At 69.0% G+C, this 14,118-nt stretch carries 12 protein-coding genes; 3 read left to right on the forward strand and 9 right to left on the reverse strand.

Annotated features, from left to right (window positions below; translation table 11 throughout):
- The first annotated feature begins 90 nt into the window (after window positions 1-90).
- A complete protein-coding gene (gene tkt / locus HWX87_RS14775; RefSeq protein ID WP_176047788.1) occupies window positions 91-2,070 on the forward strand; it encodes a transketolase in 1,980 nt (659 codons plus the stop codon).
- 29 nt (window positions 2,071-2,099) lie between these two features.
- Window positions 2,100-3,059, forward strand: a complete 960-nt coding sequence (locus tag HWX87_RS14780) for a D-2-hydroxyacid dehydrogenase (protein WP_176047789.1) — start codon at window positions 2,100-2,102, stop codon at window positions 3,057-3,059.
- Between the two features lie 159 nt (window positions 3,060-3,218).
- Here HWX87_RS14780 and HWX87_RS14785 read toward each other — a convergent pair whose 3' ends face one another.
- From HWX87_RS14785 to HWX87_RS14815, 7 genes are all read right to left on the reverse strand, one after another.
- Complete coding sequence (locus tag HWX87_RS14785; RefSeq protein ID WP_176047790.1) at window positions 3,219-4,124, reverse strand: SMP-30/gluconolactonase/LRE family protein; 906 nt, start codon at window positions 4,122-4,124, stop codon at window positions 3,219-3,221.
- A 56-nt stretch (window positions 4,125-4,180) separates the two neighbouring features.
- Window positions 4,181-5,200: an L-arabinose ABC transporter permease AraH gene (gene araH / locus HWX87_RS14790; RefSeq protein WP_176047791.1), complete on the reverse strand. Its 1,020-nt coding sequence runs from the start codon at window positions 5,198-5,200 to the stop codon at window positions 4,181-4,183.
- 30 nt (window positions 5,201-5,230) lie between these two features.
- The gene (gene araG / locus HWX87_RS14795; protein WP_176047792.1) at window positions 5,231-6,778 is read right to left on the reverse strand and encodes an L-arabinose ABC transporter ATP-binding protein AraG; all 1,548 of its coding nucleotides are present in this window, start codon (window positions 6,776-6,778) and stop codon (window positions 5,231-5,233) included.
- A gap of 20 nt (window positions 6,779-6,798) precedes the next feature.
- The gene (locus HWX87_RS14800) at window positions 6,799-7,812 is read right to left on the reverse strand and encodes an arabinose ABC transporter substrate-binding protein (protein WP_176047793.1); all 1,014 of its coding nucleotides are present in this window, start codon (window positions 7,810-7,812) and stop codon (window positions 6,799-6,801) included.
- Window positions 7,813-7,895: 83 nt separating this feature from the next.
- Window positions 7,896-8,825 (reverse strand): Gfo/Idh/MocA family oxidoreductase, encoded by a 930-nt coding sequence (locus HWX87_RS14805; RefSeq protein WP_176047794.1) that lies wholly within the window; start codon window positions 8,823-8,825, stop codon window positions 7,896-7,898.
- Between the two features lie 25 nt (window positions 8,826-8,850).
- On the reverse strand, window positions 8,851-9,780 hold the full coding sequence (locus tag HWX87_RS14810; RefSeq protein WP_176047795.1) for a dihydrodipicolinate synthase family protein: 930 nt from the start codon (window positions 9,778-9,780) through the stop codon (window positions 8,851-8,853).
- A gap of 130 nt (window positions 9,781-9,910) precedes the next feature.
- Window positions 9,911-11,662, reverse strand: a complete 1,752-nt coding sequence (locus tag HWX87_RS14815; RefSeq protein WP_176047796.1) for an IlvD/Edd family dehydratase — start codon at window positions 11,660-11,662, stop codon at window positions 9,911-9,913.
- Window positions 11,663-11,776: 114 nt separating this feature from the next.
- On the opposite strand from HWX87_RS14815, the gene HWX87_RS14820 reads away from it, so the two are divergent.
- Window positions 11,777-12,727 (forward strand): LysR substrate-binding domain-containing protein, encoded by a 951-nt coding sequence (locus HWX87_RS14820; protein WP_176047797.1) that lies wholly within the window; start codon window positions 11,777-11,779, stop codon window positions 12,725-12,727.
- 182 nt (window positions 12,728-12,909) lie between these two features.
- Here HWX87_RS14820 and HWX87_RS14825 read toward each other — a convergent pair whose 3' ends face one another.
- Window positions 12,910-13,554 (reverse strand): glutathione S-transferase family protein, encoded by a 645-nt coding sequence (locus HWX87_RS14825; RefSeq protein WP_244137674.1) that lies wholly within the window; start codon window positions 13,552-13,554, stop codon window positions 12,910-12,912.
- A 28-nt stretch (window positions 13,555-13,582) separates the two neighbouring features.
- Window positions 13,583-14,059 (reverse strand): OsmC family protein, encoded by a 477-nt coding sequence (locus HWX87_RS14830; RefSeq protein WP_176047799.1) that lies wholly within the window; start codon window positions 14,057-14,059, stop codon window positions 13,583-13,585.
- Window positions 14,060-14,118 lie beyond the last annotated feature (59 nt).

Consider the following 14,118-nt stretch of genomic DNA (forward strand, 5'->3'; position numbering starts at 1 on the left):
CGCGGCGCGCGAGGACCTCCGCTTCCCTTTCCCCGCAACGCATATCGTGTGCGCCGTCCACGACCGGACGGCGCCGAGGAGTCCTGCATCATGTCCGTTCCCGCCACCCCGCCGCTCGCCGATGCGATCCGCTTTCTCGCGATCGACGCGATCGTGCGCGCCGGCGAAGGCCACCAGGGCGTGCCGCTCGGCATGGCCGAAATCGCGACCGCGCTGTTCACACGCCACCTGAAGTTCAATCCGGCCGATCCCGCGTGGCCCGATCGCGATCGCTTCGTGCTGTCGAACGGCCATGGCTCGATGCTGCTGTACGCGCTGCTGCACCTGACCGGCTACCGGCGCATCGATCTCGACGCGATCCGGACGTTCCGCGAATTCGGCTCGCACTGCGCGGGCCACCCGGAATACGATCCGGCCGCCGGCATCGAGGTCACCACCGGGCCGCTCGGCCAGGGGATCGCGAACGCGTTCGGGATGGCGGTGGCCGAGGCATACCTGAACGCGCGCTTCGGCGACGACATCGTCGATCACTACACGTACGCGTTTGTCGGCGACGGCTGCCTGCAGGAAGGCATCGGGCAGGAGATGATCTCGCTGGCCGGCCATCTGCGGCTCGGCAAGCTGATCCTGTGCTGGGACGACAACCGCATCACCGACGACGGCAGTACCGCGCTGTCGATTTCCGAGGACGTCGCCGAGCGGTTCCGCATCGCCGGCTGGCACGTGGTCGACGTCGACGGTCACGACATCGACGCGGTATCGGCCGCGCTCACCCTCGCCCGCACCGACCCGCGGCCGTCGATGATCGCGTGCCGCACCGACATCGCGCGTGGCATCGCGCGCCTGCAGGGCCAGCGCGGCGGGCATAGCGGACGCCTGTACGACGCCGACGCCGATGCCGCGCGCCGCGACCGCGGCTGGCCGCATGCGTCGTTCGAGATTCCGGACGACGTGCTGTCCGCGTGGCGTGCGGCCGGACGGCGCAGCGCAGGCGAATATCTCGCGTGGCGCGCGCGCGTCGCCGCGCTGCCGGCCGCCGAGCGCGCCGAATTCGAGCGGGTGATCGCGGGCGAACTGCCCGACGGCTGGCAGGAAACCCTCGAGCGCTACCAGCGCAACGCGATCGATTCCGGCGAAGCGCAGGCCGGCATCGTCATTTCCGCGGAGATCAACGACCTGCTCGCGCCGGTGCTGCCGGAGCGCATGGTCGGCTGTGCCGACCTCGAAGCGCCGACGAGCCACAAGCGCAGCCTGCACGCGTTCACCGCCGCGGATCGGGCCGGCGCGTACGTGCATTGCGGGATCCGCGAGCACCTGATGGGCGCGATGGCGAACGGGATGGCCGCGCACGGCGGCGTGATTCCGCTCAGTGTCACGTATCTCGCGTTCTCGGACTACGAACGGCCGGCGATGCGGATGGCCGCGCTGATGGGCCTGCCGGTCAAGTTCGTGTTCAGCCACGATTCGATCGGCGTTGGCCGCAACGGCCCCACGCACCAGCCGGTCGAGATTCTCGCGTCGCTGCGCGCGATGCCGAACATGCGCGTGTTCCGCCCCGCCGATGCGGTCGAGGCCGCCGAATGCTGGACGCTCGCGTATCGGCATCGCAGCGGGCCGAGCACGCTCGTGTTCGCGCGCCAGGCACTGCCGCTCGTGCGCCGGTCGGCCGGCCCCGGCAATGCGTGCGAGCGCGGCGCGTACGTGCTCGCCGAAGCGGACGCGGGCGCGCGGCGCGTGACGCTGATCGCGACCGGCTCCGAAGTCGCGCTCGCGCTGGCCGCGCGCGAGCGGCTGCAACGGGACGGCATCGGCACCGCCGTCGTGTCGATGCCATGCTGCGAACTGTTCGACGAACAGGACGCCACGTACCGGCAGGACGTGCTCGGCACGGGCACGGTGCGCGTCGCGGTGGAGGCCGCCGTGCGCTTCGGCTGGGACCGCTACCTCGGCAGCGCCGGCGAATTCGTCGGCATGAGCGGCTTCGGCGCATCGGGGCCGGCCGACACGCTGTACGCGCATTTCGGCATCACGCCCGAGCACATCGTCGCCGCCGCGAAGCGGCATCTGTGAACCGTCACGTCATTCATCCAGCCACTGCCATGCATACGATCGTTTTCCTCGACCGCGCGACGCTCGCGCCGCAGATCACCCTGCCCGCGCCGGCATTCGCGCATCGTCTCGTCGAATACCCGGGCACATGCGCCGAACAGGTGGTCGAACGCCTCGCCGGCGCGACCATCGCCATCACCAACAAGGTCGCGATCACCGCCGACATGCTCGCCGAGCTACCCGACCTGAAGCTGATCGCCGTCGCCGCGACCGGCACCGACTGCGTCGACAAGGCCGCGTGCGCGCAACGCGGCATCGCGGTCGCGAACATCCGCGGCTACGCAATCGACACCGTGCCGGAGCACACGTTCGCGCTGATCCTCGCGCTGCAGCGCAACCTCGTCGCGTATCGCGACGACGTGCTGCGCGGCGTCTGGCAGCAATCGGGGCAGTTCTGCTTCTTCGACCATCCGATCCGCGACCTGTCGGGCGCGACGCTCGGCATCGTCGGCGAAGGCGTGCTCGGGCAGCGCGTCGCCGAACTCGCGAAAGCGTTCGGGATGCGCCCGCTGTTCGCCGCGCACAAGGGCGGCGGCACGGCCGGCATGCTCTACACGCCGTGGGAAACCGTGCTCGAAACCAGCGACATCATCACGCTGCATTGCCCGCTCACGCCGCAAACGCGCAACCTGATCGCCGCGCCGGAATTCCGCGCGATGAAACGCAAGCCGCTGATCATCAACACCGCGCGCGGCGGGCTCGTCAACGAGCACGATCTGGTCGAGGCGCTCGACGAAGGGCTGATCGGCGGCGCCGGGTTCGACGTCGCGTCGGCGGAGCCGCCGGCCGGCGACGATCCGATGATGCGCATCGCCGGCCGCCCGAACGTGATCCTGACACCGCATGTCGCGTGGGCGTCGGACGACGCGCAACAGGCGCTCGCGGATCAGTTGATCGGGAACATCGAGCGGTTTATCGCAGGATCGCCGAGGAATCTGGTGCAGGCGTGACGACGGCTGCGCGCGGTGCGCGGTGAGTGGTGCGACGCCGGTTCGGCGCTGCGCGGGCCGCGCGGCCGCGTTACGTGGAACGCAACCGGCAACCGCACGCGGCACCGGCCCGCCTTCGTGGGCCTGGCGCGGATGCACGACGGTTCGTCCGCCGGGAAATCAGCCGCTCACCGCCCGCCTGAACGAGAACCGCGCAGCCGGCATCCCCGCATGCCGCGTCTGCGCGACGAACACGCCGCCGGCATCGGCATCGCTCGCCAATGCGGCGTCGCTCAAGCCGACACGCGCACTCGTCACGTACAACCGGCCTTCGCCGTCGAGCGCTGCGCAGCTCGGCTGCGCGGTCGGCACGGCCACGCGCTCCGTCTCGACGCCGTCCGGCCCGTAGCGCACGACACGCCGGCCGCCCCACTGCGCGTTCCACAGCCCGCCGTCGCGGTCCATCGTCGAGCCGTCCGGGTCGCCGTCCGCATCGGTCAGCCGCGCGAACGGCCGCACGTTGGCCACATCGCCGCCCGCGCGGTAATCGCACACGAGAATCTCGCGCACCAGCGAATCGCAGAAATACATCTTCGAACCATCGGGAGAAAACGCGATGCTGTTCGCGATCGCCGCCGCCGGCAGCGCAAGCCGCTCCAGCGTGAGGTCAGCATTGAGCCGGTAGAACCCGCCGACCGCTTGCGGCGGCTCGCTGCCTTCGTCCTTCATCCCGAACACGAATGCGCCTGACGGATCGCAGCGCCCGTCGTTCAGCCGCGTCGGCAGCTCGGGCTCGACGTCGACGATCCGCGTGAACGCGCCGCTGCGCAAGTCGAAGAACGCGAGATGCGTGGCGAGCCCGACGAGCAGCACGTCCGGTTCATCGGTCAGCGCGAAGCACGCGAGCCGTTCCGGCATCGGCCACTGCGCGACGTCCGAGCCGTCCGCGCGGCAGCGCCACAAGCGTGCGCCTTCGATGTCCGTCCAGTACAACGCGTGCGTCGCGTCGCACCACGTCGCGCCTTCGCCGAGCGTGTTGCGGCTGTCCACGAGCAGCGCCGCCGCGCCCGGATGAATCTGTTGCATGCCGTCTCCCGATGTCTGATCTGTCGCCTTCGCCCGCGGCCGCGCGTCCGTCAGGGTCAGATCTTCATCGCGCGCCGCTGGTTGCGACGATACTGGTCGAACAGCACCGCGAGCAACAGAATTCCGCCGCGTATCAGATATTGGTAAAACGTCGGCACGTTCAGCAGGCTCATCGCGTCCTGCACGGAGCCCATGATCAACACGCCGACCAGCACGCCGGAGATCGTCGCGACGCCGCCCGTCAGCGACACGCCGCCGAGCACGCACGCGGAGATCACGCCGAGTTCGAGCCCGACCGACGTCTTCGGGTCGCCGAGGCTCATCCGCGACGCGAGCATCACGCCGGCGAAACCCGTCACGAGCCCCTGCAGCACGAACACCGCGATCTTGATGCGCATCACCGGCAGCCCCGCGAGCAGCGCGGCCTCGCCGTTGCCGCCCACGGCCAGCACGTTCTTGCCGAACACGGTCTTGCGCAGCAGGAAGCCGAACACGACGAAGCCGACGATGTTGCTCCAGATCGGATACGAGATGCCGAGGAACGACCCGCCGCCGAGATCGAAGAAGCGCTCCTCGGAGATCATCACCGCGTCGCCGTTCGACGTGATGAACGCGAGCCCGCGCACGACTTCCATCATCGCGAGCGTGACGATCAGCGAATTGATCCGCCAGCGCGCGATCAGCACGCCGTTGACGAGCCCGACCGCACCGCCCGCGAGCACGCCGCCCGCGATGCCGAGCACGACGCTGTGCGTCGCGGTGATCAGCGTCGACGCGACGACACCCGAGAACGCGACGATCGACGCGACCGACAGGTCGACCTCACCGAGCGCGAGCACGAACATCATCGTCACCGCGATCGAGCCGATCAGCGTGACCGACAGCAGCAGGCCCTGGATGTTGCGCGGCGTGAGGAAGTCCGGCACCGTCAGCGACAGCGTCGCGAACAGCACGAGGAACACCATCACGATGCCGGAGCGGTTGATCAGTTGCCACACGCCGCCGCGCGCTCGCACGGGCGCGGCAGCGGCATCGGGGGACGGGGAAGTGCGTTGGGGTTGCATTGCCTGGCTCATAACGTTTGCTTTCCGGTTGACTGCAGGCCGCTAGCGCGGCAGCGCGAGCTTGATCAGCGCGTCGGGCGTCGCCTGCGCCTTCGCGACCTCGCCCGCGATCCGTCCTTCCTTCATCACGATGATCCGGTCCGACACGCCGATCACCTCGGCCAGGTCGCTCGACACGAGGATCACCGTGCGGCCCGCTTCCGCGAGTTCGTAGAACAGGTTGTAGATTTCCGCGCGCGCGCCGACGTCGATGCCGCGCGTCGGCTCGTCCATCAGGAACACGTCGATGCGCTCGGCCAGCCAGCGCGCGAGCACGACCTTCTGCTGGTTGCCGCCGGACAGCGCGCCGATCGGCGTATCGCCATCGCGGGTCTTGATCGCGAGCCGCTCGATGTAGCGTTGCGCGAGTTCACGTTCACGCCGCCCGTCGAGCAGCACGCGCGCCGGGCTGAAATGACGGCGCGCGCTGATGTTCAGGTTGTCGGCCACCGACGCGATCGCGACGATGCCTTCCTGCTTGCGGTCTTCCGGGCACAGCGCGAGACCGGCGCGCACCGCGTCGCGCGGGCTCCCGAATGCAACGCGTTTCCCGTTCAGCTCGACGTGCCCGGCGCTCGGGCGCGCGGCGCCGTACAGCAGCTTCATCAGCTCCGAGCGGCCCGCGCCGACGAGCCCGAAGAAGCCGACGATCTCGCCGCGCCGCGCGGTGAACGACACGGGCTCGGCAAGCCCCGGCCCCGCCAGCCCCTTCGCCTCGATCAGCACGTCGCCGGCCGCGCGCGGCCGGTAGCCGTACACGTCCTCGATCGAGCGGCCGACCATGCAGCCGATCAGCCGGTCGCGGTCGAGATCGGTGACGGAATCGAACGTGTCGATGCGACGGCCGTCGCGGAACACGGTCACGCGGTCGCACAGTTCATACACTTCTTCCATCCGGTGCGTGACGTAGATGATCGCGCGGCCTTCCGCACGCAGCGCGCGGATGATCCGGAACAGCTGGGTGGTTTCCCGCGCCGACAGCGAACTCGTCGGCTCGTCGAACGCGATCACGCGCGCGTCGCGCATCAGCGCCTTGCCGATCTCGATCATCTGGCGCTGCCCGATCGACAGGTACTTCACCGGAATGCCCGGATCGATGTGCTCGCCGAGCCGCTCCAGCGCATCGAGTGCGCGCGCGGCGAGCGAACGCTCGTCGACCACGCCGAGCCGGCTCGGCAACTGCCCGAGCATCAGGTTCTCCGCGACTGTCAGCTCGGGCACCAGATGCAGCTCCTGGTAGATGATCGCGATACCGGCCTCGAGCGCCGCGCGCGTCGACGCGAAGCGCTGTTCGGCGCCGTTCAGCGTCAGCGTGCCGGCCTGCGGCTGGTTCACGCCGGACAGCACCTTCAGCAGCGTCGACTTGCCCGCGCCGTTCTCGCCCATCAGCCCGTGCACCTCGCCCGCGCGCACCGACAGCGACACGCCATCGAGCGCACGCACGCCCGGGAACGTCACCGTGATGCCGTCGAGCGCGAGCAGCGGGCCGTCCGGCGGCGTGACCGCCTCGGCGTTGCTGCCGGACACGGCCGTCATCGTCTGCATCGTCATCGCGTTCTCGTCTCGTGCGCTCAGATGCCGAGCTCGGTGCGCACGGCCTGCCAGTTCGCGCGCGTCATCAGCTTGCCGCTCGTCTGCGTGTCGGCCGGCGGCGTCTTGCCGTTGCGGATCCAGTCGACGAGGTTCTGGGTGCTGTCCTTGCCGTGGTTCGTCGAGCTGACCGCGATCGTCCCGTAGAAACCGGTCGGCTCCTTCTTCTGGAATTCGGCGAACGCCTCGCCCGCACCGTTGATGCCGACACCGATCACGTCGGCCGACGGGATGTGCAGCTGTTCGGTCGCGCGCACCGCGCCGAGCACGGTTTCCTCGTTCAGCGCGTAGACCACCCACTTCTTGATGTTCGGATGACGCGCGAGCACGGGCGCGGCCGCGCTGAAGCCGCCTTCGTCGTCGGTCGTCTTCTGCGGCGCGTCGAAGATGTTCTCCTTGCGGAAGCCGCTCGCGAGCAGCGCCTGCGTCGCCCCGTCGGTGCGCAGCTTCGCGGTCGGCAGCTCGTAGTTCGTGACCCGCAGCGCGCCGACTTCCTCGGGCTTCCAGCCGCGCCGCTTCATCTCGTCGGCGATCGCCTGGCCGACCTGGTTGCCGATCTTGGTCGCCGACATCCCGAGGTGCGGCACGTTCACGAGCGGCTTGCCGGTCGAATCGACGAGCTGGTCGTCGACCGTCACGAACTTCATGTTGTAGCGCTTCGCACGCGCGGCGATCGCCGGGCCGAGACGCACGTCGGGCGCGCAGATCACGAAGCCTTGCGCACCTTGCGAGCCGAGGTTGTCGATTGCGGCCAGCACCTTCTCGCCGTCGGGCGTGCCGATCTTCACGACCGAGAAATTCTCCTTCTGGCCGAGCGCGGACGCCGCGTTCTGCTCGTTGATGAACCACGCCTGCTCGGGCATCTTCACGAGGAAGCCGATCTTCAGCGGCGCGTCGGCGCGCGCGGCGCCCTGCATGCCGAGCGGTGCGATGCAGAGCGCGGCCAGCAGCGCGCGCAACGTATGACGGCGAATCGTGTGAGTCGTGCGGTTCATGCGGTGTCTCCTGGGTGTCGGCTTGTGCCGTGATGTATGCGGTAATGATTCGTCGTGCGCGCTTCGGCGCGAAGCGCGCACGCTCAGCGGCCGAACGCGTCGGTCTGCACGCGCCGGCCGAACAGGAAAGCATCGGCGACGAGCCGCAGCGGCCGCACGTCGACGTCGCTTTCGCCCCGCGCGATCAGCGCATGGAAATGCGCGTACAGCGCCGGATACTCGCGCTCGGGCCCGATCTCGACCGGCTCGCCCGCGATCGACAATTGCGCGCCGCCGCGGCTGATCGCGAGCACGCCGTCGGCCGTGTCCACCGCGATCTCCCATTGCTCGACGGGGCCGTGCCGCCAGTCGAATTCCGCGCGCACCGGCACGCCGTCGGTATCCGCGCAATCGAGTTCGGCCGCGATCGGCGTCTGCACGTCGCTCGGCACGAACAGCGTCGCCTCGCGCAGCACGAGCTCGCGCGGCAAGATCCGCGTGACGATCGACAGCGCGTTGATGCCCGGATCGAACACGCCGAGGCCGCCGGGCTCCCAGATCCATTGCTGCCCCGGATGCCAGCGCCGCACGTCTTCCTTCCAGCGCACCTGCACCGCGCGGATCGTCCGCGTCGCGAGCCACGCGCGCGCGGGCTCGACCGCGCTCGCGCAGCGCGAATGCCAGGTCGCGAACAGCGTGAGGCCGCGTTCACGCGCAAGCGCGTCCAGCGCGGCCACTTCGCCGAGCGTCGCGCCCGGCGGCTTCTCGAGCATCACGTGCTTGCCGGCTTCGAGCGCGGCGCGCGCCTGTGCGTAGCGCACCTGCGGCGGCGCACAGAGCGACACGGCGTCGAGCGCGCGTTCGGCGGCCAGCAGCGCGCGCAGATCCTGATAGTTGCGGACGCCCGCGACTTCCGCGTGGCGGCTCGCGCACGCGGTCAACGCAAAGCCCGGATGGGCGGCGATCGCCGGCAGATGCTGGTCGCGCGCGATCTTGCCGATCCCGACGACACCCAGCGAAATCGGATCACTCATCGTGCCTGTCTCCTTCGCGAATCGCTCAGTGCGCCCAGCGCAGCACGAGCGGATCGAGCCGGCGCGCGATCGCGAGCAGTTCCGCGCGCGTGTCCGGGTGCAGTTCCGGCATCGGATGCCGCGGCCGCTCGCACGCGATCACGCCGCCTTCGCGCATCAGCGCCTTCGCGGTGAGGATCCCGGACTGGCGGTTCTCGTGATTGATCAGCGGCAGCCACGCCTGGTAGCGGGCGTACGCGTCGTCGTGGCGGCCTTCGCGGAAGGCTTCGAGAATCGGCCGGATGCCGTCCGGGAACCCGCCGCCCGTCATTGCACCGGTCGCGCCCGCATGCAGGTCGGCGAGCAGCGTGATCGCCTCCTCGCCGTCCCACGGCCCTTCGATCGCATCGCCGCCGAGCCGGATCAGCTCGCGCAGCTTGTTCGCCGCACCGGGCGTCTCGATCTTGAAGTACGCGACCTGCTCGATCTCGCGCGCCATCCGTGCGAGGAACGGGGCGGACAGCGCGGTGCCGCTCGCGGGCGCGTCCTGGATCATGATCGGGATGGCGATCGCATCGGACACGCGTGCATAGAACGCGAAGACCTGCGCTTCCGGCACGCGGAACGTCGCGCCGTGATACGGCGGCATCGCCATCACCATCGCCGCGCCGAGCTGCTGTGCGCGCAGGCTGCGCGCCGCGCACACCTGCGTGCTGTAGTGCGACGTCGTGACGATCACCGGCACGCGGCCCGCGACGTGTTCGAGGATCGTGCGCGTGAGCACGTCGCGTTCGTCGTCGGTGATCGCGAACTGCTCGGAGAAGTTCGCGAGGATGCACAGCCCGTCCGAGCCCGCGTCGATCATGAAATCGACCGCGCGCTTCTGGCTTGCGAGGTCCAGCTCGCCGGTATCGGTGAACGTCGTCGGGACGACGGGGAAGATGCCGCGATAGCGCGGCGTGCTGCTCGATGTCATGTTTCGCGTCCTGCGCCGGCTTCGGTAGCGACCGGCCGTCTTGCGTTCACGGTTTCACGAAGCGCGGACCGGCAAGGTCCGCAACCGGCTGCGCCGCACCTCGCGCCGCTCGCCGCCCGCCGCCCGCCGCTCAATGCGAATGGCTCGGCACGTCCGCGCCGCGCGTGCCGACCAGGAAGTCGAGGTCGCACCCCTCGTCGGCCTGCAGCACGTGATCGATGTACAGCCGCGCGTACCCGCCCTTGCCGAGCTGGCCGGCCACGCCCGGCGCCGCGTTCGGATCGACGTCCGACAGGCGGCGCTGCAGTTCGTCGTCCGGAATGTCGAGATGCAGCGTGCCGGCCGCGCAGTCGAGTTCGATCCAGTCGCCGTTGCGCACGGCCGCGAGCGGCCCGCCGGCGGCGGCCTCCGGCGCGACGTGCAGCACGACCGTGCCGTACGCGGTGCCGCTCATCCGCGCATCCGAAATCCGCACCATGTCCTTCACGCCCTGGCGCAGCAGCTTCGGCGGCAGCCCCATGTTGCCGACCTCGGCCATGCCCGGATAACCGCGCGGCCCGCAGTTCTTCAGCACGAGCACCGAGCTGGCGTCGACGTCGAGCGCTTCGTCGTTGATCGTCGCCTTGTAGTGGTCGAGGTTCTCGAACACGACCGCGCGGCCGCGATGCTTCAGCAATTCGGGGCTTGCCGCCGACGGTTTCAGCACCGCGCCGCGCGGCGCGAGATTGCCGCGCAGGATGCAGATGCCGCCGTCCGCGATCAGCGGCCGGTCGAGCGGGCGGATCACCTCGTCGTCGTAGTTCGGCGCTTCGCGCACGTTGTCCCACAGCGACTTGCCGTTCACCGTCAGCGCGTCCGGATGCGGCAGCAACCCGCCCTCGCCGAGCCGGCGCAGCACGGCCGGCAGCCCGCCCGCGTAATAGAACTCCTCCATCAGGAAGCGCCCCGACGGCATCAGGTCGACGATCGTCGGCGTGTCGCGGCCGATGCGCATCCAGTCTTCCAGTTCGAGCGGCACGCCGATGCGGCCCGCGATCGCCTTCAGGTGGATCACGGCATTCGTCGAGCCGCCGATCGCCGCGTTCGCGCGGATCGCGTTCTCGAACGCCGCGCGCGTCAGGATCTTCGACAGCACGAGCCCTTCGAGCGCCATCTCGACGATGCGGATGCCCGACATGTGCGCGAGCACGTAGCGACGCGAATCGACGGCCGGAATCGCCGCGTTGTGCGGCAGCGCGACGCCGAGCGCCTCGGCCATGCACGCCATCGTCGACGCGGTGCCCATCGTGTTGCAGGTGCCGGCCGAGCGCGACATCCCGGCCTCGGCCGACAGGAAGTGATGGAGATCGATCTCGCCGGCCTTCAGCGCTTCGTGCAGCTGCCACACGGCCGTGCCCGACCCGATGTTTTTGCCTTCGAGCTTGCCGTTCAGCATCGGGCCGCCCGACACGACGATCGCCGGCACGTCGCAGCTCGCCGCGCCCATCAGCAGCGCGGGCGTCGTCTTGTCGCAGCCGGCGAGCAGCACGACCGCGTCGATCGGGTTGCCGCGGATCGCCTCCTCGACGTCCATCGACGCGAGGTTGCGCGTGAGCATCGCCGACGGCCGCAGGTTCGATTCGCCGTTCGAGAACACCGGGAACTCGACCGGGAAACCGCCTGCTTCGGAGATCCCGCGCTTCACGTGCTCGGCGAGCTTGCGGAAGTGGGCGTTGCACGGCGTCAGTTCGGACCACGTATTGCAGATGCCGACGATCGGCCGGCCGTCGAACTCGTGATCGGGGATGCCCTGGTTCTTCATCCAGCTCCGGTACATGAAGCCGTTCTTGTCGTTCGTACCGAACCATTGGGCGGAGCGCAGCCTGGGTTTTGTTGCCGACATCGTCAGTCCTGTGGTGACGGGATACCGGCGCAGTCTAGGCAGAATTTTGATAACTGGCTAATGACGTTTTTGGCGATTACGATATCGATTCCGATATCGATATAAACCCGTACGATGCCCGAAGCCAGTCCGTGGGGAAACCGTGGCCGCCTGAAGACGCGCCAGCTCCTGCTGGTCGTCGCGCTTGCCGACGAAGGCAGCATTCACCGCGCGGCGGCCGCGCTGAACATGACGCAGCCGGCCGCGTCGAAGCTGCTGCGCGAACTCGAGGAATCGATCGGCGCGGTGCTGTTCGAGCGCCTGCCGCGCGGGATGCGGCCGACGCTGTACGGCGACGCGCTGATCCGCCACGCGCGCGCGGCGCTCGGCAGTCTCGACCAGGCGCACGAGGAACTGGCCGCACTGAAGGCCGGCCATCTCGGCCACGTGGCGGTGGGCGCGATCACGTCGCCGGGGCTGCGGCTCGTGCCGCCGGCCGTTGCCGCGGTGAAGGGCACGCACGCGGGCCTGCACGTGTCGGTCGAGATCGACACCAGCAACGTGCTGCTCGAGCATCTCGCGCAGGAAAAGATCGACATCGTGCTCGGCCGGCTCTCCGCCGAACACGACAAGCTGCGCCTGCGCTACGAGCCGCTGACCGGCGAGCCGGTGGCCGCCGTCGTGCGGCCCGGCCATCCGCTGCTCGCGCAGGCGCCGCTGTCGCTCGCGGACGTGCAACGCGCCGCGTGGGTCGTGCCGCCGGCCGGCAGCGTGCTGCGGCATCGCTTCGAACTCGTGTTCCAGCGTGCCAGCCTCGCGCCGCCGGCAAACCTCGTCGAAACGGCCGCGCTGCTGTTCATCACGCAGCTGCTGGAGCAGAGCGACATGATCGCGGTGCTGGCCGAGGACGTCGCGCGCTACTACGCGCGGCACGGGATCGTCACGGTGTTGCCGCTGGAGATGGATTGCCGGATGGACGATTTCGGGATCATCACGCGCACCGACCGGCTGCATTCGCCGGCCGTCGCGGTGATGGCCGACGCGATTCGCGCGGCTGCGCGGGAGGTGTACGGCGTCGCATTGTGACGATGCGGCGGCGGTCTGGTTGCCTTGCCGGGTTGCCGGGTTGCCGGGTTGCCGGGTTGCCGGGTTGCCGGGTTGCCGGGTTGCCGGGTTGCCGGGTTGCCGGGTTGCCGGGTTGCCCGGGTTGCCCGGGTTGCCCGGGAAGCATGCGCGCCGCGTGACGCGCATGCGGCCCCTGTTACGCGTTACACCCAGGGCGCTGCGAGCCCTTCCGTCTTCAAAGCCCGCTGGATCGCCGGGCGCGCGAGCACCCGCTGCAGATACCCGCCGAGTACCGGCCGTTGCCGCGCCGGCTCGGCAAAGCCGCGCGTCCAGCGGCACAGCATCAGCGCATACGGATCGAGCACCGTGTAGTGCTCACCGAGCAGCCACGGGCCGCCCGTCGTTTCCAGCTGATGCTCGAGCTGATCCAGCAGCGTCGCGATCTTTGCCTCCGCATGCGCCTTGACCTGCGCGGCGCCCGACGCGTTGCCCGCGTCGACCCAGCGCTCCGGATAGAAATACGCGATCAGCGTTGCCTGCAGCGTGTTGGTGAGCCACATGAGCCACTTGTAGAACTGCGCACGTTCCGGCGTGCCGAGGCCGGGCGCGAGCTGCTGCTGCGGATGCGTATCGGCGAGATGCAGGCAGATCGCGGCGGCTTCGTACAGCACGAGATCGCCGTCGACCAGCACCGGGATGAGTCCGTTCGGATTCAGCGCGAGGTAATCCGGCGACTTGTGTTGATCGTGCGTGCGGTCGACGTATTCAAGCTCGAACGGCTCACCGATTTCCTCGAGCACGAAGTGCGGCGCCATGCTGGCGTTGCCGGGGTAGTAGAAAAGCTTCATCGTCGATTTCATTCGGCTGGTGTCGGCGTCAGGCGGCGGCGAACTCGATCACCGGTTCGCAGCGGATCGGGAAATTGACCGAGTTCGCGATGTAACACTTCGCATGCGCATCATGATGCAGATGTTCTGCCCGCTCGAGATCGTCGCCGGCCTGAATGGTCACGTGCGGGCGCAGCACGATTTCGGTGAAGCGGCCCGGCTCGGAACTGTCGACCATCGTGCCTTCCGCATCGTCGACATAGGTGAGCACGCGAATGCCCGCATCGGAGCACAGATGCAGATACCAGAGCTTGTGGCACGCCGATGCCGACGCGAGCAGCAGGTCTTCCGGATTCCAGCGTGCCGCATCGCCGCGAAACGACGCGTCCGACGAGCCGGGGATGTCCGGCTTCGAACCTGCGCGGATCACGTGATCGCGGCCGTACTCGCGATATCCCGACGTGCCGGTGCCACGATTGCCCGTCCACTCCACTGCGACGCGATACTTGTGTTCGCCAGATGCCATCTCGCTCTCCATTGATGTCGGTGCTTCGACCCTGCCGGACGCCGACGTGCGGCGCCTGC

This window comes from Burkholderia sp. BCC1644, assembly GCF_902833225.1.
Classification (GTDB): domain Bacteria; phylum Pseudomonadota; class Gammaproteobacteria; order Burkholderiales; family Burkholderiaceae; genus Burkholderia.